The following is a 20896-nucleotide window of genomic DNA, read 5'->3' as shown; positions in this document are numbered from 1 at the left end:
CCCATCAGATCTTCCAGCCCGAATGCAGGCGCACGATCCCGCCGGTCATCGGCCGGTGCGACACGCGCCGGAAGCCCGCCTCCTCGATCATGTCGGCGAAGACGCCCGGCGTGGGGAAGCGACGGATCGATTCGACGAGGTAGCGGTAGCTCTCCGCGTCCCCCGTCACCGCCTTGCCGATGCGCGGGATGACGTTGAAGGAATAGGCGTCGTAGATCCGGTCGAAGCCCGGGATGTCGGGCATCGAGAACTCGAGGCAGAGAAAGCGCCCACCGGTCTTGAGCACGCGGTGCGCCTCGGCGAGCGCGGCCTCGATGCGCGGCACGTTCCTGATGCCGAAGGCGATCGTGTAGGCGTCGAAGCGCCTGTCCTCGAACGGCAGGACCTCGGCGTTCCCCTCCACGAAGGTGGCGCGCGACCCGTAGCGCGCGCCCGCCCGCTCGCGGCCCACCGCGAGCATCTCGGGATTGATGTCGAGGACGGTGACGTGCGCCGCCGGCCCGGCCTCGTCGAGGACGCGGAAGGCGACGTCGCCGGTGCCGCCGGCGACGTCGAGATGGGCGAAGGGCCGCGTGCGCGCCGGGCGCAGCGACGCGACCATCGCATCCTTCCAGGCCCGGTGGAGGCCCGCCGACATCAGGTCGTTCATCAGGTCGTAGCGCCGCGCCACCGAGCGGAACACGTCGTCGACGAGGCCCTGCTTCTCCCCGAGCGAAACCGTCCTCTCGCCGAAGTGCGTCGTCGTCTCGTCCACCATCGCGTCCACCGTTCTCGCGCTCGCGCACCCTGCGTCGCCCGGAGACATAGCGAAAGCCGCGGGCCGAGGCTATCTGATCTAGGCGCGCGGGCCGCATTTCCCACCCGCGCCCCCCCGCGACACGCACGCCAAGCCGAGACATGCCCGAGCTTCCCGAAGTCGAGACCGTCCGCCGTGGGCTCGAGCCCGCCATGGTGGGCGCGCGGTTCACGCGGGTGGACCAGCGCCGGCCCGACCTGCGCTTCCCCTTCCCGCCACGGTTCGAGGCGCGGCTCGCGGGCGCCGAGGTGCGCGCGCTGTCGCGCCGGGCGAAGTACCTGATCGCGGATCTCTCCACCGGCGAGAGCCTGATCATGCACCTGGGCATGACGGGCCGGTTCACGGTGGAGCATGCGCACGCCGTGATCACGCCCGGGGAGTTCCACTACGCGCCGGGCACGATGCCGCTGCACGACCACGTCGTGTTCGAGTTCGACACCGGCGCGCGGGTCACCTACAACGACGTGCGCCGCTTCGGCTACATGGACCTGGTGCCCTCGGCGGGGCTCGCCGAATGCAGGCACTTCGCCGGTCTCGGCATCGAGCCGCTCGGCAACGCGCTCTCCGGCGAGACGCTGGCCGCGCTCTTCCACGGAAAGATCGCCCCGCTCAAGGCCGCCCTCCTCGACCAGCGGCTGATCGCGGGGCTGGGCAACATCTACGTCTGCGAGGCGCTCCACCGCGCGCGCCTGCATCCGGAGGCGCCGGCGGGAAGCGTGGCGACGAAGACGGGGCGCCCGCGGGCGAGCGCGCATCTGCTGGCGCAGGAGATCCGCGCCGTGCTGAGCGAGGCGGTCGCCGCCGGCGGCTCGACGCTGCGCGACTTCGCCCACGCGGACGGCTCGCTCGGCTATTTCCAGCACGGGTTCAAGGTCTACGACCGGGAGGGCGAGCCGTGCACGGCGCAGGGGTGCGGCGGGACGGTCGAGCGGATCGTGCAGTCGGGCCGCTCGACGTTCTACTGCGCGCGCTGCCAGATTCGCTGAGCCACACGCGCCGGCCTCACCCCCCGAAGCGCCGCGCCACCGCCCGCGAGAGCCGCTCGCCCTCGGCGAGGTAGCCCGCGATCGCGCGCTCCGCGGCGGGCGTGCAGACGCGATACGTCAGCGCGAAGGCCCGGTAACCGCGGTTGTAGGCGCCGGCGAGCCGCCCGGCGCGCACCTCGCCCTCCGCATCGATGAGCCCCTGCATGCGCGCCGGCCATTCGGGCGCGTCGACCGCGCCGCAGAGGTCGCGCAGGAAGGCGAGCGAGCCCATGACCTCGGAGAGGCGCAGGAGCTCCGCCTCGTAGGCGGGCGGCGGCGCGGGCGCCTGCTCCGCGGGAGCGGCGTCCTGGGCGCGGGGGGGCGTCGCGGGCGCGGAAAGGAGCAGCGCGGCGAGTGCCGGAACGAGCGCACGGGCGAGCGTATGCCTCATCGCGTGCCCTCGGCCATGGCGATCGCCGCGCGCACGATGTCCGGGAGGCCGGGCGTCGTCGGCAGCCGCTCGGCCTCGGCGCCGTCGGCCCAGACGATCTCGAGAGCCTCGGGGCCGGTCTCCCCCTCCCCCGAGCGCCAATGCGCGGCGTGCGCCTGGATGACGAAGTGCGAGGCGACGCGGCCCGCCTCGTCGCGCAGGATGATCTCGACGGGGCGGATCGGCCCGATGATCGCGGCCGTGACGCCCACCTCCTCGTCGAGCTCGCGCAGCGCCGCCTCGGCGAGGGTCTCGCCGGTCTCGACGAGGCCGCCGGGCAGCGTGAAGCGCCCGCGCATCGGCTCCTTGCCGCGTGCGGCGAGCAGCACGCGCCCGTCACGCACGACGGCGACGCTCGCGGCGAGGAAGGGGCGGATGGGGGCGAGGCGTTCGTCTGTCACGGATCGGTTTGTCGCCAATCCGGCGGCGAAGGGCAAGGCCGGGATTGCACGAAGGCCGGCGCGACCGTCACCGAACCGTCGGACGCCCGCGCTAGAAAGCCGGCTCGGCGTCCGGGATGCGGCCGCCGCCTTGCCCGGGGCCCCGCCGATGAAGCGCCTGTCCGAGACACCCCTCGTCCACCCCGACGCCGGCGTCGCCGCGACGCGGCTCGGCCGATACACCGAGGTCGGCGCGCGCACGCGGCTCGTGGAGAGCGTGCTCGACGACTATTCCTACATCGTCGAGGACGGCGAGATCGCCTGCACGACGATCGGCAAGTTCGGCTCCATCGCGCGGGCGGTGCGCATCAACCCGGGCAACCACCCGATGGAGCGGGCGAGCCAGGCGCACTTCACCTATCGCGCATCCGCCTACTGGCCCGACGAGGAGGAGGACGAGGCGGGCTTCTTCGACCGGCGCCGCGCCTCCCCCGTGACGATCGGCCACGACGTCTGGATCGGCCACGGCGCAATCGTCCTGCCCGGGCGCACGATCGGCACGGGCGCGGTGGTCGGCGCGGGGGCGATCGTCACGAAGGACGTCGCGCCGTACACGATCGTCGTCGGGAACCCCGCCCGTCCGGTGCGCCGACGCTTCCCGGAGCCGATCGCGGAGCGCCTCCTCGTGCTCGCCTGGTGGGACTGGGACCACGAGCGCCTGCGCCGGGCGCTGCCGGATTTCAGGGGGCTGGGGGTGGAGGCGTTCCTGGAGAAGCACGGGGGGTGAGGCGGCACGACCTCACCACTCCACGACCATCTCCACCCGGTCCGCCGGGAACAGCGCCCGCGTCGCCTGGATGCGCAGACCCTCCGCGTCGACGTTGACGTTGTCGAGGACGAGCAGGATGCGGCCCGGGGAGAGGTCGAGGGCGGCGGCGTCGTCCGGCCCGGCGGGGCGGGCGCCGACCGTGCTGGCGAGGCGGCGGTAGTCGGGCACACCCATCGCCGCGTAGGCGCGCGTCAGGGAGCCGGTCTCGCGGAAGCGGGCGTCGAGGCCGGCGAAGCGGGGGAGCGGGAAGAGGTTGGTGGCGAGCGCGATCGGCGTGCCGTCGGCCGAGCGCGTGGTGACGAGCTCGAGCACCGGCGCGCCCTCGGCGATCCCGAGCCGCTCCGCCGCCCAGGCGTCGGCCGGTCGCTCCCGGGCCGAGATCAGCACGCCGCCGGCCTGACGCCCGGCGCCGGAGACGATCTCCGTGAAGCGCGTGCGCGGACCGATCGGGTAGGCGAGCGGGAGGGCCTCGACGAAGGTGCCGCGCCCCTGGGTCGCGCGCACGAGGCCGCGGGAGGCGAGAACGCCGAGCGCGCGGCGCACGGTGTGGCGGTTCACGCCGAATCGCTCGGCGAGCTGCGTCTCGGCGGGGAGCCGGTCGCCGGGAGCGAGGCGGCCGGCGCCGATGTCGGCCTCCAGCCCGTCGACGATCTGCCGCCAGGCGGCGACGCCCTCGCCGCGGACGAGGGAGGGAGGGTCGGCTCGGGAGGCGGGGTCGGATGGCGGCATGTCATCGAAACTTCATTTGACCCGATTGGCTGATTGTCTATATCACTAGACAACACAGATCGCCACCGCCAACTCCACCCCGGCGACCCTCCGGAGCGGCGCATGCCCCCCGATGCCTCCCCACCCTCCCTCGAAGCCCGGCAGGCGGCGATGCGCCTGTGCGCACTCGCCCGCACGGACGAGCTCGAGACCGCGCTCGCCACGCTCGACGCACCCCGCACGGTCTCCGACCTGCGCCGGCCCGAGACCGGGCTCGTCATGCTGCGCGGGCGCATGGGTGGGGACGGGCGTCCGTTCAACGCCGGCGAGGCGACGGTGACGCGGGCGGCCGTGCGGCTGCCGTCGGGCGAGGCGGGTTTCGCCTACCATCTCGGCCGCGACGCCGCCCGCGCCCGCAAGGCGGCGATCCTCGACGCCCTGTTCCAGGCCCGGCCGCAGGCCGTCGAGGCGGCGCTCGCGCCGGTGGAGGCCCGTATCGCCGCGGAGCGCGCCGGAGAGGCGCGCCGGGTCGCGGCGACGAAGGTCGATTTCTTCACCATGGTCCGCGGGGAGGATTGAGATGCGCGCCGCCGCCGACCCGTCGCACCGAGGCCTCGCCGCCGGCGCCCTCGCGCCCGGCTTCGCCGACCCCGTCCTAGACGCGCAGGCCGTGTTCCGCGCGGTGATGGAGGCGCTCGCCCGGCCCGGCACGCCGCAGCGCCTCGCGCTCTCGCTGGCACCGCCCTCCCCGCTGCCGCCCGCGCTCGCCGCGATCGCGCTCGCGCTCGCCGACCACGAGGCGCCGCTGTGGCTCGACGCGGCGCTCGCGGCCGAGCCCGCCGTGGCGGGCTGGCTGCGCTTCCACACCGGCGCGCGGATCGTGGCCGACGGCCGCGAGGCCGCCTTCGCGCTCGTCTCCGATCCGGCGACGCTGCCGCCCCTCGACCAATTCGCGCTCGGGGAGCCGGCCTATCCCGACCGTTCGACCACCCTCGTCCTCGCCTGCACGCGCCTCGAGGCCGGTCGCGGCCTCGTGCTCAAGGGCCCCGGCATCCGCGACGTGGCGCGGCTCGACGCGGTGCCGCTGCCCGAGGGCTTCGTCGCCCGCTGGCGGGCGAACGGCGCGCTGTTTCCCCGGGGCGTCGACGTGATCCTCGCCTCGGGCGACCGGATCGTCGGCCTGCCGCGCACCACCACGATCCGGGAGTGAGCGCATGTACGTCGCGGTGAAGGGCGGCGAGGCCGCCATCGACAACGCCCACGCGCTCCTCGCGGACGCACGCCGCGGGGACCGCTCCGTCCCCGAGATCGGCACGGACCAGATCGCCGGGCAGCTCGCGCTCGCCGTCGACCGGGTGATGACGGAGGGCTCGCTCTACGACCGCGACCTCGCGGCGCTCGCGATCAAGCAGGCGCGGGGCGACCTGATCGAGGCGATCTTCCTCCTGCGCGCCTTCCGCACCACGCTCGCCCGCTTCGGCTACGCGCAGCCGGTGGACACGGGGGCGATGCGCGTGCGCCGGCGGGTGTCGGCGACCTACAAGGACCTGCCGGGCGGCCAGGTGCTGGGGCCGACCTTCGACTACACCCATCGCCTGATCGACTTCGCGCTCGCCGCCGGCGTCGAGCCCCCGCCCGCGCCGGAGGCGCCCGTCGCCGAGGCGGGCGTGCGCATGCCGCGGGTCACGGACCTCCTCGCCGGCGAGGACCTGATCGAGCGCGAGGCGCGCGCCGCGGACGACGCGCCCGTCGCCGACCTCACCCGCGCGCCGCTCGCCTTCCCCGCGGACCGCGACTTGCGCCTGCAGGCCCTGGCCCGTGGCGACGAGGGCTTCCTGCTGGCGCTCGCCTACTCGACGCAGCGCGGCTACGGCCGCACCCATCCCTTCGTCGGCGAGGTGCGGATCGGCACGGTCGAGGTCGAGTTCGTGCCCGAGGAGCTCGGCTTCGCAGTGCCGCTGGGCGAGATCGACGTCACAGAGTGCCAGATGGTGAACCAGTTCAAGGGCTCGGCCGAGGTGCCGCCGCAGTTCACCCGCGGCTACGGCCTCGGTTTCGGGCAGAGCGAGCGCAAGGCGATGGCGATGGCCCTCGTCGACCGGGCGCTGCGCGCCGGCGAGCTCGACGAGGAGCGCCGGAGCCCCGCCCAGGACGAGGAATTCGTCCTCGCCCATGCCGACAACGTCCAGGCCACGGGCTTCGTCGAGCACCTGAAGCTGCCGCACTACGTCGACTTCCAGGCCGAGCTCGAGCTCGTGCGCCGCATGCGCGCCGAGGTCGCCGAGCGGCATCGCGAGAGCAAGGAGGCCGCGGAATGACCGCCGCCGTCGCGACCACCCCCGCCGCGCCCCCCGCCGTCGAGACCGGCTACAACTTCGCCTATCTCGACGAGCAGACGAAGCGGATGATCCGCCGCGCGATCCTCAAGGGCATCGCGATCCCGGGATACCAGGTGCCCTTCGCCTCGCGGGAGATGCCGATGCCCTACGGCTGGGGCACCGGCGGCGTGCAGGTGACGGCCTCCGTCATCGGGCCCTCCGACGTGCTCAAGGTCATCGACCAGGGGTCGGACGACACGACGAACGCGGTCTCGATCCGCAAGTTCTTCGCGAAGACCGCCCGCGTCGCCACCACGACCCGCACGCGCGCGGCGACCGTCATCCAGACCCGCCACCGCATCCCCGAGGAGCCGCTGGCGGAGGGCCAGGTGCTCGTCTACCAGGTGCCGATCCCCGAGCCGCTGCGCTTCCTGGAGCCCCGCGAGACCGAGACGCGCACGCTCCACGCGCTCGCCGAGTACGGCCTGATGCACGTGAAGCTCTACGAGGACATCGCCCGCCACGGCCACATCGCCACGACTTACGCCTATCCGGTGGAGGTGGCGGGCCGCTACGTCATGGATCCCTCGCCGACCCCGAAGTTCGACAACCCGAAGATGGAGATGTCGCCGGCGCTCCAGCTCTTCGGGGCCGGACGCGAGCAGCGCATCTACGCGGTGCCGCCGTACACCCGGGTGCGCTCGCTGGACTTCGAGGATCATCCCTTCACGGTCCAGCGCTTCGCCGAGCCCTGCGCGCTCTGCGCGGCGACGGGCGTCTACCTCGACGAGGTCGTCCTCGACGACCGCGGCGGGCGCATGTTCGTGTGCTCCGACAGCGACTTCTGCGAGGAGCGCCGCGCCGCGGGCCATCGCGGGGCGATGCTCGCGGACGACGCGCGCAAGGAGACCGATCATGCGTGAGGGCGCGCTCCTCGAGGCCCGCGGCCTGACGAAGCTCTACGGCCGCCACGTCGGCTGCGCCGACGTCTCGTTCGACCTCTTCCCCGGCGAGGTCCTGGCGATCGTGGGCGAATCCGGCTCGGGCAAGTCGACGCTGCTCTCGGTGCTCTCCACCGAGATGGAGCCCAGCGCGGGTACCGTCGCCTACCGCCTGCGAGACGGCGCGCCGGCGAGCCTGTTCGACCTCGACGAGGCGCGCCGGCGGGTGCTGATGCGCACCGACTGGGGCTTCATCCGCCAGGACGCGCGCCAGGGCCTGCGCATGCGCGTCTCCGCCGGAGGGAACGTCGGCGAGCGGCTGATGGCCATCGGCGAGCGGCACTACGGGACGATTCGCGCCACCGCCGAGGACTGGCTCCGCCGCGTCGAGATCGACGCCGCGCGCATCGACGACCAGCCCACGACCTTCTCGGGGGGCATGCGCCAGCGCCTGCAGATCGCCCGCAACCTCGTCACCCATCCGCGGCTCGTCCTGATGGACGAGCCGACGTCGGGCCTCGACGTCTCCGTGCAGGCGCGGCTGCTCGACCTGATCCGCGGCCTCGTCGCCGAGCTCGGGCTCGCGGTGATCATCGTCACGCACGACCTCGCGGTGGCGCGCCTCCTGTCCCATCGCATCATGGTGATGCGCCATGGCCGCGTCATCGAGACGGGGCTCACCGACCAGGTGCTCGACGACCCGCGCGAGCCCTACACGCAATTGCTCGTCTCGTCCGTGCTGGCGGCATGAGGGGGAAGCAAACCATGAAAGATCCCCTCGTCGCCCTCGAGAACGTCTCCAAGACCTTCACCCTGCACCTGCGGGAGGGCACGCGGCTCGAGGTCGTGGCCGACGTCTCCCTCGACGTCCATGCCGGCGAATGCGTCGTGCTCGGCGGCCCGTCGGGGGCGGGGAAGTCCTCGCTCCTCAAGATGATCTACGGCAACTATCGCTGCGACGAAGGCTCGATCCGCGTACGGGACGCCGAAGGAGCGATCGTCGACGTGGCGCGGGCCGCGCCGCGGGACGTGATGCGGCTGCGGCGCACGACGATGGGCTACGTCAGCCAGTTCCTGAGGGTGATCCCCCGCGTCGGTGCGCGCGACGTCGTCGCGGCGGAGGGCCGCGAGGGCGGCCTCGACGCCGATGCCGCGGACGCCCGCGCCCGCGAGCTGCTCGCGCTGATGAACCTGCCCGAGCGCCTGTGGGAGCTGCCGCCGGCGACCTTCTCCGGCGGCGAGCAGCAGCGCGTCAACATCGCCCGCGGGCTGATCGCGCCGCGCAGCGTGCTCCTGCTGGACGAGCCGACCGCCTCTCTCGACGCCGCGAATCGCGCGGTCGTGATAGAGCTGATCCGCGAGAAGCGCGCGGCCGGCTGCGCGCTCATCGGCATCTTCCACGATGCGGACGTCCGCGATGCCGTGGCGACCCGCGTCGTCGACGTGACACGCTTCCGGGCTAGACCAGCCGCTTGACCTTCGCTTCCCGAAAGAACCGAGAGATGACATCCCAGAGCCCCGCGAGCGTCGTGCTCGAGAACGCCGAGATCGTCCTGCCCGACGCGGTGATCCGTGGCTTCGTCGCCGTGGCCGACGGGAAGATCGTCGAGGTGGGCGAGGGGCGCGCGCCCGAGCGGGGCATCGACTGCGCCGGCGAGACGCTGATTCCCGGCCTGGTCGAGCTGCACACGGACCATCTGGAGAGCCATTACGCGCCGCGCCCCAAGGTGCGCTGGCACCCGCTCGGCGCGGTGCTGGCCTACGACGCGCAGATCGTCACCTCGGGCATCACCACCGTATTCGATTCGCTGCGCGCGGGCACCGACCTCGACGCGCCGAGCCTGGGCGGCGAGCTCTTCACCATCGCCGAGGCGCTCGACGAGGCGCGCCGGCACAAGCTCTTCCGCGCCGAGCACTACACGCACCTGCGCTGCGAGATCCCCTCGCCGGACATCCTCGAATCGGTCGAGAACTTCGTCTCGGTGTTCCCAGTCGGGCTGATGTCGCTGATGGACCACACGCCCGGGCAGCGGCAGTTCCGCGACCTGGAGAAGTACTTCGTCTACTACGGCGGCAAGAACGACAAGAGCCGCGAGGAAACCGAGGCGGTCGTCGCCCATCGCGTGGCGCGTAACGGCGAGATGGTCGCGCGTCATCGCCCGGCGCTGATCGCGCTGGCGCAGGCTCGCGGCATCCCGATCGCGAGCCACGACGACACGACCCGCGAGGACGTCGGCGCCTCCTTCGAGGCGGGCGTGTCGCTGGCGGAGTTCCCGACCACGGTCGAGGCGGCGCAGGCCTGCCGCGACCACGGCATCACCGTGATGATGGGCGCGCCCAACCTCATCCGCGGCGGCTCGCACTCCGGCAACGTCGCCGCGCAGACGCTGGCGCAGGAGGGCCTCCTCGACATCCTCTCCTCCGATTACGTCCCCGCGAGCCTGCTGATGGCGGCCTTCCGCCTGCCGGATCGCGTCGCCTCGATCGACCTGCCCGCCGCGATCCGCACCGTGACGCTCAACCCCGCCCGTGCCACCGGCCTGGGCGATCGCGGCGCCATCGCGCCGGGCCTGCGCGCCGATCTCGTGCGGGTGCGCATCGCCGGCGAGACGCCGGTCGTGCGCCAGGTCTGGCGCGAGGGGGAGCGGGTGGCGTGAGCGGCGCGCTCGTGCTCGTCGTCGGCCCCAGCGGAGCCGGCAAGGACACGCTGATCGACGGCGCCCGCCGGGCGCTCGCGAACGATCCACGCATCCGATTCCCGCACCGGCTCGTGACCCGGCCGGTCGGCGCGCACGAGGCGCACGACACGATCTCGGATGCGGACTTCGAGGCCGGCATCGCCGCGGGGCGATTCGCGCTCTGGTGGCGCGCCCACGGCCTCGGCTACGCCATACCGCGGGCGGTGGCGGAGGCGGCGGCCGCGGGCGCGGTGTGCGTCGTCAACGGCTCGCGCTCGCGAGTCGGCGAGGCGCGCGCGGCGCTGCCCGGCGTCGTCGTCGTCGAGGTCACCGCCCCGCGCGCGGTCCTCGCCGCCCGCATCAGCGCCCGCGGCCGCGACGCCGACGCCGATGCCCGGCTCGCCCGCTCCGACGCCCTCGCCCCCGTCGCGGCGGACGTGACCATCGTCAACGACCGCACACCGGAGGCGGGCGTCGCCGCCCTGGCGGCGGCGCTGGCGCGGCTCGCCGACACGTGCTCGGGTCGCACGACGGGAAATTCTACCCACTCGGGTTGACTCGCTACGGAAGATTGTCTTTCCTCTACGGGAACGAACCCCGCTGCAGAAGGCAGATCTTCATGGCCGAAACCACGCTCGCCCGCCCGGGCGGCGAACGAACCCGCGCGTCCACGGAAGTGCTCGCCGGCCTGTCTACGTTCGTAACCTTGTCGTATATTTTCGTCGTAAACCCGTCTATTCTAGCGAGTGCCGGCTTCGACTTCACCGCGGTGTTCTTCGCGACCGTGATCGCCTCGGCGGCCGCGACGTTGCTGATGGGTGCCTGGGCGCGGCTGCCGTTCGCCCTCGCGCCCGGCATGGAGATGAACGGGCTCGTCGCCTTCTTCGTCGTCGGCAGCCTCGGCTTCGGCTGGCAGGACGCGCTCGGTCTCGTGTTCTGGTCGGGCGTGCTGATGATCGCGATCTCGGCTTCGGGCCTGCGCGGACGCCTGATCGACGCCGTTCCGGACGCACTCAAGATCGGCCTCTCGCTGACGGTCGGGTTCTTCCTCGTCGCCATCGCGCTGCGCGTCTCCGGCGTCGTCGTCTACGACGGCCAGCTGATCTCGGGGATCGGCACGCTCGTCTCGCGCGACGCGTTGTTCGTGCTCGTCTTCCTGCCGATCGCGCTCGTCCTCGATCGCCTGCGCGTGCCGGGATCGGTCCTCATCACCATCGTCGTGCTCTCGGTGGCCTACACGCTGACGGGCGACGGCGCCGCGCAGGCGCAGCCGCGGGACTGGTCGAACGCCGTCTCCGCCGTCGGCCAGGCGAACCTGCTCGCCGTGCTGAGCCCCGCGGCGATCTCCGCGGTGATCATCCTCTTCGTGCTCGACTTCTACGGATCGGTTGCGAAGTTCATCGGCCTCACCCACGCAACCGGGCTGCAGGTCGACGGCAAGCTGCCGCGCCGCCGCCAGGCGCTGCTGACCGACGGCGCCGGCACCGTGCTGGGCTCTCTGCTCGGCACCTCGAACATCACGACCTATGTCGAGAGCGCTGTGGGGATCGGCGTCGGCGGGCGCACGGGCCTCACGGCGCTCGTCGTCGGCGGGCTCACCCTGTGCGTGCTCCTCGCCTACCCGCTGGTGGAGATGGTGCCGCTCACCGCGACCCTCGGCGCGCTCGTCTACGTCGCCTTCCGCATGGTGCGCCGGATCGGCCCGCTCGACGGATTTCGCGCGCACGAGGTCGGCGCGCTGGCCGTCATGCCGCTCGTGGCGCTCGCCACCTTCGCGGTGGACACCGCCTTCCTGGCGGGCATCCTCGTCTACGGCGTCGGCGAGGCGCTGGGCGGCCGCCGGCCCCACGGCCTCCTTCTCGTCTCCGGGCTCGTCATCGCCGCGAGCATCGCCCTCCAGATCCTGGCGCGCTGAGGCGCCGCTCACGTGGAGAACGGATCGATGACCATCGACGACCTCCCGCCGGCCGTGGCCGGCCTGCTCGACGAGCGCGGCCGCCGGCTCCTCGCCTTCATGCTCGAGCTCGACCGCCTCAAGCGCGTGCTGCGCCGCTCCCCGCTCCTGGACCTCTCCCGCGTGGAGACCGACGCGGAGCACTCCTGGCACGTCGCGACGATGGCGCTCGTGCTGTCGCGCGACGCGCCCGCGGATGTCGACCGCGAGGCGGCGGTGCGGATGATGCTCGTGCACGACATCGTCGAGATCGACGCCGGCGACACCTTCCTCTACGACACGAAGGCCGGCGCGACGCAGGCCGAGCGCGAGGAGCGCGCGGCCGACCGCCTGTTCGGCCTGCTGCCCGACGACCTGCACGCGGAGCTGCGCGCGCTCTGGGACGAGTTCGAGGCCGGAGAGACGCCCACCGCGCGCTTCGCCCGCGGCGTGGACCGGCTCCAGCCGCTGATCCTCAACTGGTTCTCGGGAGGGGGGACCTGGAACATGCCCGGCGTCCATCGCGACGACGTGCTGCGGCGCAAGGCGCCGATCGCGGGCCTGGGCGGCGACTGGTGGACCTTCGGGCAGGCGCTGATCGCCGAGGGCGCGGCGCGCGGGCGCATGCGCACGACGCCCGCCTTCGCGCCGTCGACCGCGGACGCGAAGCCGCCCGCACCGCCGCCGGGCCGGCGTCCGATCTCCCGCGCTCTCGAAGAGGAGACGCCGGACGCGCGCGAGATCGCGCGAGGCTTCGAGGAGCGCTACGGCTGCGCCTTCGCGCGCCTGGTGCGCTTCCCCGCCGGCCTCCTCGACGCGCTGCACGCGCCCGTCGCCGGGGCGGCGGAGGCGCTGGAGGGGCCGACCTTCGCCTGCACCGTCGCCTCCGCCCTCGACCCGGCGGTCGTCGATCTCGTCGAGCGGATGACGCGGCTGGCCGGGCATGGCACCCCCTCGCGAGACGACCACCGCGCCTATCTCGATGCCGTGCTGTCGATCTACGACCGGCTGCGTGGCGGCATGCGCTATCTGTGCGCCCTCGAGGACAGCGTCTGCATCGCCCCCGAGCGCGAGGGACGCATCCTCGCCCAGCGCCTCGGCTGCCTGCCGCCGGGCCGCGGCATCGCTCCGCACGCCAAGCGGATGACCGACGGTGGCGATCTCCTCGTCGGCCACGATCTCGCCGCCGGCGCCGTGGCCGGCCATGCGCGCGCCGTCGTGATCGACGGGGCGATCGCGTCGGGCGCGACGCTCATGGCCCTCGTCGAGGAGATCCGCGGCACGGTCGACGAGGTGCACGTCTTCGCCGCCCATGCGGCCTCGAGCGCGCTCGCGGCGCTGGCGCGCTACTCCGCCGGCGCGGGCGTGCGGCTGTCGGTGAACGTCGGGCACGTCTCGGGGGCGCTCGGGCCGGGGCGCTACGCCCTGCACCCGGACGGACGCAAGGTCGTGGGCGATCTCGGCGACCTGATCGCGCCGGCCGTCGCGTGAGGGCGGCCTCCGCAGCGGCGGGCGCGACGCCCTGGGCGGCGGTCGTCTGCGCCTATCTCGCGGGGATCGCGGCGGCCGCGCAGCTCGGACGCCTGACGCCGCGGCTCGGCGAGATCCAGGAGGCGGTCGGCGTCGGCCTGTCCGCGGCGGGCCTGCTCGTCTCGCTGGTGACCCTCGTCGGCGCGGTGGGCGGCATCGTCGCCGGCGCGCTGGTGGCGCGGCTGGGCGAGGCGCGGGCGATCGTCGGCGGCCTCTGGCTCACCGCGGCCGGCATCGCCGCGGCGGCGGCCGCGCCCGCCTTCGCCGGGCTCGCCGGGTCGCGCGCGGTGGAGGGGATCGGCTACCTCCTCGTCGTCGTCGCCGCACCCTCCCTGATGGCCAACGTCGCGAGCGACGCGGACCGCCCGCGGGTAATGGCGCTTTGGAGCACCTTCATCCCCGTCGGTCTCACGCTCGCCGGCGCGATCGACCTCCTCGCGCCGGACGCGCTCTCGTGGCGCGGCCTGTTTCTCGTCCACGCCGCGCTCGTCGCCATGACGGCGCTCGCCGCGGGGCTCGGGCTGCGCGGCGTGCGGCGGCCGGGCGAGGCGCAGGAAGAGAGCCTCTCCTTCGGGCGCGTGAGCCGTGCCGGGCTGCTCCTGGCGGGGGGCTTCAGCGGCTTCGCGGCGATCCTGCTCGCGGTGGCGAGCCTCTACCCGGCCTATGCCGCGGCGCAGGGCGCCGAGCGGGCCGTCGCGGCGATCGTGGTCGGCTTCGCCGCCGCCGGCGCGCCCGGCAGCCTCGCGACGGGGGCGGCGATCGCGCGTGGCGTCGATCGCGGGCGCCTTCTCGCGCTCGGCCTGGGGGGCGCCACGCTCGCGCTCGCCTGCGCGGCCCTCGTCGGCGCGAGCCCCGCGGGGCTCCTCGCCGTGGGCGTCGCGGCCGGCGCCGCGCTCGGCGTCGTGCCGGCCACCGTCTTCGGCGCGATCCGGGAGGTCGCCCGCGACGCGGTCGAGGTGGTGCGCATCAACGCGCTGATCGCGCAGCTCGGCTGCCTCGGCTCGCTGGCGGGCCCGCCGCTCGTCGGGCTGGTGGTCGACCGGGCCGGCTGGACGGCGGGGCTCGTGGGCGTCGCCGGATTATCGGTGGCGACGCTCACGACGCTGATCGCCGCCCTGCGCGCCGGCGCGCGCGCGTGAGCACAGGCTTGCCGCGCGCTGCACGGTCCGGCACCATACGATGCGAGGTCGCCCCTGGAGGCGGCCCGGGGAGGTCGCCCGATGTCCCGGAAGTCGCTGGATCAGACGCTCGCCTTCATCCAGGAGGTCGACCGCGCGCGCACGCACGAGGACGTCTGCCGGGCGCTGCTCGCGCCGGCGCGCCGCTTCGGCTTCGAGCACATCCTCGCCGGCACCATCCCACGCCCGGGGGCGTCGCGCGTGCAGCAGGTCGGGCACGTGGTGCTGGCGGACTGGCCGGAGGAATGGGCCCGGCGCTACTTCTCGCACGGCTATCTCTTCCGCGACCCGGCGATCCGCCGGGTCAACGCCAACGCCGCGCCCTTCTTCTGGTCCGAGCTCGAGGCCGAGTGCGCGCAGGACGCCGCCGCGCGCCGGGTGATGGACGAGGCGAGCGACTTCGACCTGAAATGCGGATTCACCGTGCCGCTCGTCACGGTGGAAGGCGACGTGGCCGGCTTCCCGCTGGCGGGCGCCTTCGGCGAGGCCTCGCCGGAGGCGCGGGGCGTGCTCACCCTGCTCGCCACCTATGCGCTCGCGCGCAGCCTGCAGCTGCGCCGCGTCGACGAGGAGGAGCCCTACCTGCGCCCCTCCCTCTCGCCGCGCGAGCGCGAGACGCTGCAATGGGCGGCCGAGGGCCTCACGGACCTGGAGATCGGCGCGCGCATGAAGATCACCGACCACGGCGTCGACCGCCACCTGCGCGCCGCCCGCCGCAAGCTCGGCACGCGCAACCGCACACACGCGGTGGCGGAGGCGATCCGGCTGGGGTTGGTGCGCTAGACTTTACGCAGGGATAGTACGCGAAAGCGTACTACGCGAACGCGTCGTGTGCACCCTAAGACTGTGGCGTGACATATCCATCGCCCAGGGGCCGACGTGATCTCCCATGATGTACAAGCATGACGACTCGCACCACGCGAAGCCCCTCGAAGAATTGAGGATTGCTGCCGCTACGGCATTCGCGCTGGAGCGGCTGGCACTCGTCGGCGGGGTCGAGGACGACCGCGCCCTCTGCGCGGCATGGGAGCGTGCGGACGCCGCCGCGCTGGAGATTCTCTCGAGGCGAGACGAGCCTCCGTCAGCAGCGATAGCCCGCTACGAAGCGAGCCTTTGGCTGGCCGGCGGCATCGACGACGCACAGACCGAATCACCGGTTCCCGGCCCGGTTCCGGGCTCGATCGAGGCTGCGTCGATTCCGGGCCTCGTTGCGATGTGCGCATCGGCCGAAGGCTTGGCCGAGGTCAGGCGCGTGGCCGACGAGTGCGCCGGGGCGATGGCATCCTCGGCCCGATCGATCGCGGAAGCGGACCCGGATGCGAGCGTTGCACTGGGGCTCGTCGCCGAGTTCACCCGGAAGCTCGCAGCTTCCGCCGCCGAGCGCCTGCGAGCGCACGAGCCCCGGACACGGGTCGGGAGACGATAGCGGCACAGGCTCGCCGGCGTGACGCGGCCCGAAGCACTGGCCACGCGAAAACCACCCTCACCGAACCGCCGCCTCCAGCAGCTTCCCCGCCGCCGCGCGGGCCTCGTCGGTGATGGTCGCGCCGGCCAGCATGCGGGCGATCTCGTCGCGGCGGGGGGCTTCGCGCAGGGGGGTGACGCGGGTCGCGACGCGGTCGGAGCCCTCGACGGGCTCCTTCGAGATCAGGTAGTGCGCCCCCGCGCGGGCCGCGACCTGCGGGGCGTGGGTCACCGCCATCACCTGCACGCGCCCGGCGAGGCGGGCGAGGCGCTGGCCGATCGCGTCCGCCACCGCGCCGCCGACGCCGGTGTCGATCTCGTCGAAGACGAGGGTCGGCGCCGAGCCGCGGTCGGCGATCACGACCTTGAGCGCCAGCATGAAGCGCGAGAGCTCGCCGCCGGACGCCACCTTCATCATCGGGCCGGGACGCGTGCCCGGGTTGGTCCGCGCCCAGAACTCGACCCGGTCGAAGCCGGCGGGATCGCGGCTCGCCTCGTCCACCGCGATCTCGGTGATGAAGGCGGCGCGCTCGAGCTTGAGCGGCGGCAGCTCCGCGAGCACCGCCGCGTCGAGCGCGTGCGCGGCGCCGCGCCGCTTATCGCTGAGCGCCCGGGCCGCCGCGACATAGGCGACGTCCGCCTCGGCCAGCGCGGCTTCGAGCCGATGCAGCGTCTCCTCGCCCGCGTCGATTTCGGCGAGGTCGGAGGCGTAGCGCTGCGCCAGCGCCGCGAGCTCGTCGGCGGGGACGTCGTGCTTGCGCGCGGCGGCGCGCAGGGCGAACAGGCGCTCCTCGACGCGCTCGAGCTCGTGCGGGTCGAACTCGGCGGCGCGCATCGCCTCCTCGAGCGCGGCGCGCGCCTCGTCGAGCGCGACCAGCGCGGCGTCGAGCGCCCGCACCGGCGGATCGACGAGGGCGGGCGCCTGCGCGCCGCGCCGCTCGAGCTTGCGGACGGCGGCGGAGAGAGCGGCGATGGGCGAGGCGTTGCCGGCGACCGAATCGAAGGCCTCGGCGAGGTCGCTCGCCACCTTCTCGGCCTGCATCATCGTGGCGCGCCGCTCGGCCAGCGCCTCCTCCTCGCCCGGCTTCGGGGCGAGCGCGGAGAGTTCCTCGACGGCGTGGCGCAGGAAGTCGGCCTCCTTGCGTGCGGCCTCGATGCGGGCGCGATGGCGTTCCAGCGCCCGCCGGCTGTCGCGCACCCGCTCCGCCGCCGAGGCGACGGCCGCGCCGTCGGCCGCGAGCCCGCCATAGGCGTCGAGGATGGCACGGTGGGTCGCCGGGTCGACGAACGCACGGTCGGCGTTCTGGGCGTGGATCTCGACGAGCGTCCCGCCGATGGCGCGCAGCACCTGCACGCTCGCGGCCTGGTCGTTGATGAAGGCGCGGGTGCGCCCGTCCGCCATCTGGACCCGGCGCAGGATGAGGTCGCCCTCGGTGTCGATCTCCGCCTGCGCGGCGATGGCTCGGGCGGGATGATCGGCGGGGACGTCGAAGACGGCGGTGACGACGGCCTGCTTCTCGCCGTGGCGAACCAGTGCCCCGTCGCCACGCCCGCCGAGCGCGAGGGAGACCGAATCGAGCAGGATGGACTTGCCGGCACCGGTCTCGCCGGTCAGCACGGAGAGGCCGTCGCCGAACTGCAGCTCCAGGCGATCGATCAGGACGATGTCGCGGATCGAGAGCTGGACGAGCATGGACGCGCGCGGCTCAGCCGCCGACGCCGACCACCGCCCGCGTGAACCCGCGGAAGGCGCGGCTGATCCAGGACTGGCGGTTCTCCCGCGGCTCGAGCCCGCCCGACTGGAGGAGCGCGTAGCTGTCGCGGTACCATTGCGACTCGGGGAAGTTGTGACCGAGCACGGCGGCCGCGGTCTGCGCCTCGTCGACGATGCCCATGGCCATGTACGCCTCGGTCAGGCGCGCCAGCGCTTCCTCGGAGTGGCGCGTCGTCTGGTAGCTGGCGACCACGGTCCGGAAGCGGTTGATCGCTCCGGTATAGTTGCGCCGCTCCAGGTAGAAGCGCCCGACCTCCATCTCCTTGCCCGCGAGCTGGTCGTTGGCGAAGACGATCTTGGCACGCGCGTCCTCGACGTAGTCCGAGTCGGGGTAGCGGTCGATCAGCTCCTGGAAGGCGCGCAGCGCCTGGGCCGTGCGGGTCTGGTCGCGGGTGATGTCGGGGATCTGGTTGAAGTTCGACATCGCCAGGATGTACTGCGCGTAATCGGCGCTGTCCTGCCCCGGGTAGAGCTGCAGGTAGCGCTGCGCCGTGTTCGTACTGTCGTCGTAGGCGCCGCCGGCGAACTGGGCGTAGGCCTGCATCACCAACGCGCGGCGGGCGAAGTCGCTGAACGGGTAGGCTTCCTCGATCTCCTCGAATCGCTCGGCGGCCGACTGGTACTGGCCGCGGTCGATCAGGGAGAGGCCCTCGTTGTAGAGCTCGGCGGCGGGCCGTGTCTCGACGATCTCGGGCTCGTAGGTCTCGCCCCGTCCGAAGGGGTTGAGCGAGGCGACGGTCTCGCAGCCGGCGAGCGCGAGCGCGAGCCCGGCGATCGCGACCGAGCGGACGGCGGCGGCTTTCGCGCCTCGATACGCATTCGCGAAAGACATGCCTCGATCGACCTCCGAAGGGATTCGCGCCCCGCGCGTCCCGCGCCGGCACCTAGTTTCCGCGCTGTTTACCTCAGACCCGCCGATCCGCAAAGCGGCATCGCGTGGGATGCGCCCGACGGTCGCGAGAGAACGGTGGAGGCGTTCAGCCGGCGCGGCCGCCGAAGGCCGCGAGCGGCAGGGGCAGCGCGGCCTCGGCCGGCTCCCGTCGCGTCCCGAGCTCGACGATCTCGTAGTTCGCACGATCGGCGAACAAGGCTTCCAGGACGGCGAAATTGAGGCGGTGGCCGCCGCGATGGGCGCGGTAGTGCGCGCAGAGCGGATGGCCGGCGAGCGCGAGGTCGCCCACCGCGTCGAGCAGCTTGTGGCGGGCGAACTCGTCGGCGAAGCGCAGGCCCTCGGGGTTGATCACCCCGTCCTCGCCCACGGCGACGGTGTTCTCGAGCGAGGCGCCGAGCGCGAAGCCCGCCTTCCACAGCGCCTCGACGTCGCGCATGAAGCCGAAGGTGCGCGCCGCGGCGATCTCGCGGCGGAAGGTCGCCGGCGTGAGGTCGCAGACGCGGCGCTGGCGGCCGATGGCGCTGTCGGCGAAGTCGATCTCGACGTCGAGCTTGAGGCCCTTGTCGGCCGGCAGCAGCTCGACGAAGGAGGCGCCCTTCTCCACCCGCACCGGGCGGCGGACCTTGAGGACGCGCCGCGACGCCGCCTGGCTGATCGTCCCGACCGACTCGATCGCCTCGACGAAGGGCGCGGCGGAGCCGTCGAGGATCGGCACCTCCGCGGCGTCGATCTCGACGAGGACGTTGTCGATCCCGAGCCCCGCGAGAGCGGCCATCAGGTGCTCGGTCGTCGCCACGCAGCCGCTCTCTCGGGCGCCGACGACGGTGCACAGCTCGGTGGCGCAGACGTTGATGTGGCGGGCTTCGATCAGACGGTCGATGCCGTTGGGGAGGCCGGTACGCAGGAAGACGATGCCGTGGTTGGGCTCCGCGGGATGCAGGGTGACCGAGACGCTCTCGCCGGAATGAACGCCCGTTCCGCCGATCTCGACGGGCGCGCGCAGGGTGACCTGATGCATCTGGCTCATCGTTCTCTTCCCGAACACGCGACACCTCTCGCGGACGCGAGCGTCCACGGCGATCGGCCGTCCTGTCCGTGCTCTCGGCCCCGGACGGTTCGAGCGGGAGCCCGACCGCCTCTTCCTGTATGCGGCGCACCATAGTCGCGCCCGCCGGGCCGGCCAAATCACGTTGTCTAACGATCTGTTACAAGTCGCCGCGATTTCGCCATACCCATGACGGGCTTTGAAATCATTGGAGTTTTTCGGCGTGCGCCGACAAGGACGAAAGCCCCGGACGCGGGCGTCCGGGGCTTTCCTGGGCGGGAATCGGGCAGGGTCGGGAGAGGGACGGCGGCGGCCCTGGGACGGGATCGGCGGGCCGCCGCCGAGGGGGTCGGCTCGGGAGCCGCCTCAGTTCGCCTGGCGGCGCAGGAAGGCGGGGATCTCGAGCTGGTCGTCGTCGAGCGCGCGCGGCTGGGCGGGCGCACGGCCGTGCGGGTCGAGATTGCCCTGGGCCGGGCGGTAGCCCTGCGGCGACGCCGGACGCTTGGCGTACTCCGCGTGGGCGGGCGACATGCCCGGCTGCTGCGGCTGGGCCGGAGCCTGCGCGGCGGGCTGGGCCGGACGCGGGGCCGGAGCCGGCTGACGCGGCGCGGGGGCCTGCGCCTGCGGCGCGGGCTGGGCGTGCGCATGCCCATGGGAGTGTCCGTGACCCTGGGCCGGCGCCTCGTCCCGACGGCCGAAGCCGACGGTGGCGAGACGGTGCAGCAGGCCGCGCTTCTGCTCGGCCTCGGGCTGCGGCCCGCGGGCGCGCAGCTGGTTCTGCGCCGGCATCGGCAGCTCGTCGACCCGCGGCATGCGCGGCGCCCGATGCACCCGCTCCGCCTGCGGCGGCACGAAGATGTCGTCGTGCGAGGCTTCCGGATGCGGCTCCGGCGTGGGCGAGCGCTCGACGGCGAGCCCGGCCATCGCCTCGGCGACCGCGCGCTCGGCGGCGGTGACCGCGGGCGACGCCGCGGG

At 73.4% G+C, this 20896-nt stretch carries 22 protein-coding genes and 1 pseudogene; 15 read left to right on the top strand and 8 right to left on the bottom strand.

Annotation, left to right across the window (positions count from 1 at the left end):
• Positions 1-4: 4 nt before the first annotated feature.
• Entirely contained in the window at positions 5-757 is a 753-nt protein-coding gene (gene ubiE / locus ACTZWW_RS18830; RefSeq protein ID WP_444782506.1) for a bifunctional demethylmenaquinone methyltransferase/2-methoxy-6-polyprenyl-1,4-benzoquinol methylase UbiE, read from the bottom strand.
• 140 nt (positions 758-897) lie between these two features.
• Between ubiE and mutM the strand changes: the two genes are divergently transcribed.
• Positions 898-1782 (top strand): bifunctional DNA-formamidopyrimidine glycosylase/DNA-(apurinic or apyrimidinic site) lyase, encoded by an 885-nt coding sequence (gene mutM / locus ACTZWW_RS18825; RefSeq protein ID WP_444782500.1) that lies wholly within the window; start codon positions 898-900, stop codon positions 1780-1782.
• 16 nt (positions 1783-1798) lie between these two features.
• Here mutM and ACTZWW_RS18820 read toward each other — a convergent pair whose 3' ends face one another.
• A complete protein-coding gene (locus tag ACTZWW_RS18820) occupies positions 1799-2212 on the bottom strand; it encodes a TIGR02301 family protein (RefSeq protein WP_444782499.1) in 414 nt (137 codons plus the stop codon).
• A complete protein-coding gene (locus tag ACTZWW_RS18815; RefSeq protein WP_444782498.1) occupies positions 2209-2652 on the bottom strand; it encodes an NUDIX hydrolase in 444 nt (147 codons plus the stop codon). Before ACTZWW_RS18815 ends, ACTZWW_RS18820 begins: the two co-directional genes overlap by 4 nt.
• Positions 2653-2800: 148 nt before the next feature.
• On the opposite strand from ACTZWW_RS18815, the gene ACTZWW_RS18810 reads away from it, so the two are divergent.
• The gene (locus tag ACTZWW_RS18810; protein WP_444782497.1) at positions 2801-3418 is read left to right on the top strand and encodes a DapH/DapD/GlmU-related protein; all 618 of its coding nucleotides are present in this window, start codon (positions 2801-2803) and stop codon (positions 3416-3418) included.
• A 12-nt stretch (positions 3419-3430) separates the two neighbouring features.
• Here ACTZWW_RS18810 and phnF read toward each other — a convergent pair whose 3' ends face one another.
• A complete protein-coding gene (gene phnF / locus ACTZWW_RS18805; RefSeq protein ID WP_444782496.1) occupies positions 3431-4189 on the bottom strand; it encodes a phosphonate metabolism transcriptional regulator PhnF in 759 nt (252 codons plus the stop codon).
• A 102-nt stretch (positions 4190-4291) separates the two neighbouring features.
• On the opposite strand from phnF, the gene phnG reads away from it, so the two are divergent.
• From phnG to ACTZWW_RS18740, 13 genes are all read left to right on the top strand, one after another.
• Positions 4292-4747 (top strand): phosphonate C-P lyase system protein PhnG, encoded by a 456-nt coding sequence (gene phnG / locus ACTZWW_RS18800; protein WP_444782495.1) that lies wholly within the window; start codon positions 4292-4294, stop codon positions 4745-4747.
• Position 4748: 1 nt separating this feature from the next.
• Positions 4749-5378, top strand: a complete 630-nt coding sequence (gene phnH / locus ACTZWW_RS18795; RefSeq protein ID WP_444782494.1) for a phosphonate C-P lyase system protein PhnH — start codon at positions 4749-4751, stop codon at positions 5376-5378.
• Positions 5379-5382: 4 nt separating this feature from the next.
• Entirely contained in the window at positions 5383-6486 is a 1104-nt protein-coding gene (locus tag ACTZWW_RS18790; RefSeq protein ID WP_444782493.1) for a carbon-phosphorus lyase complex subunit PhnI, read from the top strand.
• Positions 6483-7409, top strand: coding sequence for an alpha-D-ribose 1-methylphosphonate 5-phosphate C-P-lyase PhnJ (locus tag ACTZWW_RS18785; protein WP_444782492.1), 927 nt, complete (start codon positions 6483-6485; stop codon positions 7407-7409). The genes ACTZWW_RS18790 and ACTZWW_RS18785 overlap by 4 nt, the downstream gene beginning before the upstream one ends.
• Positions 7402-8178: a phosphonate C-P lyase system protein PhnK gene (gene phnK / locus ACTZWW_RS18780; protein ID WP_444782491.1), complete on the top strand. Its 777-nt coding sequence runs from the start codon at positions 7402-7404 to the stop codon at positions 8176-8178. The genes ACTZWW_RS18785 and phnK overlap by 8 nt, the downstream gene beginning before the upstream one ends.
• A gap of 14 nt (positions 8179-8192) precedes the next feature.
• Entirely contained in the window at positions 8193-8903 is a 711-nt protein-coding gene (gene phnL, locus ACTZWW_RS18775; RefSeq protein WP_444782490.1) for a phosphonate C-P lyase system protein PhnL, read from the top strand.
• 26 nt (positions 8904-8929) lie between these two features.
• A complete protein-coding gene (locus ACTZWW_RS18770; RefSeq protein WP_444782489.1) occupies positions 8930-10084 on the top strand; it encodes an alpha-D-ribose 1-methylphosphonate 5-triphosphate diphosphatase in 1155 nt (384 codons plus the stop codon).
• Positions 10081-10662, top strand: coding sequence for a phosphonate metabolism protein/1,5-bisphosphokinase (PRPP-forming) PhnN (phnN, locus tag ACTZWW_RS18765; protein ID WP_444782488.1), 582 nt, complete (start codon positions 10081-10083; stop codon positions 10660-10662). The genes ACTZWW_RS18770 and phnN overlap by 4 nt, the downstream gene beginning before the upstream one ends.
• A 62-nt stretch (positions 10663-10724) precedes the next feature.
• Positions 10725-12020 (top strand): solute carrier family 23 protein, encoded by a 1296-nt coding sequence (locus ACTZWW_RS18760; protein ID WP_444782487.1) that lies wholly within the window; start codon positions 10725-10727, stop codon positions 12018-12020.
• Between the two features lie 27 nt (positions 12021-12047).
• Positions 12048-13529, top strand: a complete 1482-nt coding sequence (locus ACTZWW_RS18755; RefSeq protein ID WP_444782486.1) for an HD domain-containing protein — start codon at positions 12048-12050, stop codon at positions 13527-13529.
• Positions 13526-14707, top strand: a complete 1182-nt coding sequence (locus ACTZWW_RS18750) for an MFS transporter (protein ID WP_444782485.1) — start codon at positions 13526-13528, stop codon at positions 14705-14707. The genes ACTZWW_RS18755 and ACTZWW_RS18750 overlap by 4 nt, the downstream gene beginning before the upstream one ends.
• 81 nt (positions 14708-14788) lie before the next feature.
• Positions 14789-15529 (top strand): autoinducer binding domain-containing protein, encoded by a 741-nt coding sequence (locus tag ACTZWW_RS18745; protein WP_444782484.1) that lies wholly within the window; start codon positions 14789-14791, stop codon positions 15527-15529.
• Positions 15530-15635: 106 nt separating this feature from the next.
• On the top strand, positions 15636-16172 hold the full coding sequence (locus tag ACTZWW_RS18740) for a hypothetical protein (RefSeq protein ID WP_444782483.1): 537 nt from the start codon (positions 15636-15638) through the stop codon (positions 16170-16172).
• Between the two features lie 57 nt (positions 16173-16229).
• Here the strand turns inward: ACTZWW_RS18740 and recN are convergent, their stop codons facing one another.
• The 4 genes and pseudogenes from recN to ACTZWW_RS18720 all read right to left on the bottom strand — a co-directional run.
• Positions 16230-17903 carry a DNA repair protein RecN gene (recN, locus tag ACTZWW_RS18735; RefSeq protein WP_444782482.1) on the bottom strand — a complete coding sequence of 558 codons (1674 nt, stop codon included), beginning with the start codon at positions 17901-17903 and terminating at the stop codon, positions 16230-16232.
• Between the two features lie 13 nt (positions 17904-17916).
• Positions 17917-18816, bottom strand: coding sequence for an outer membrane protein assembly factor BamD (locus ACTZWW_RS18730; RefSeq protein ID WP_444782481.1), 900 nt, complete (start codon positions 18814-18816; stop codon positions 17917-17919).
• 145 nt (positions 18817-18961) lie between these two features.
• On the bottom strand, positions 18962-19903 hold the full coding sequence (gene lpxC, locus ACTZWW_RS18725) for a UDP-3-O-acyl-N-acetylglucosamine deacetylase (protein WP_444782480.1): 942 nt from the start codon (positions 19901-19903) through the stop codon (positions 18962-18964).
• Positions 19904-20287: 384 nt separating this feature from the next.
• Positions 20288-20896: pseudogene (locus ACTZWW_RS18720) on the bottom strand (cell division protein FtsZ); the annotation flags it as partial.

The organism is Salinarimonas sp. NSM (genome assembly GCF_052380005.1).
Taxonomy (GTDB): domain Bacteria; phylum Pseudomonadota; class Alphaproteobacteria; order Rhizobiales; family Beijerinckiaceae; genus Salinarimonas.
This window is presented reverse-complemented; position numbering and strand designations above follow the sequence as displayed.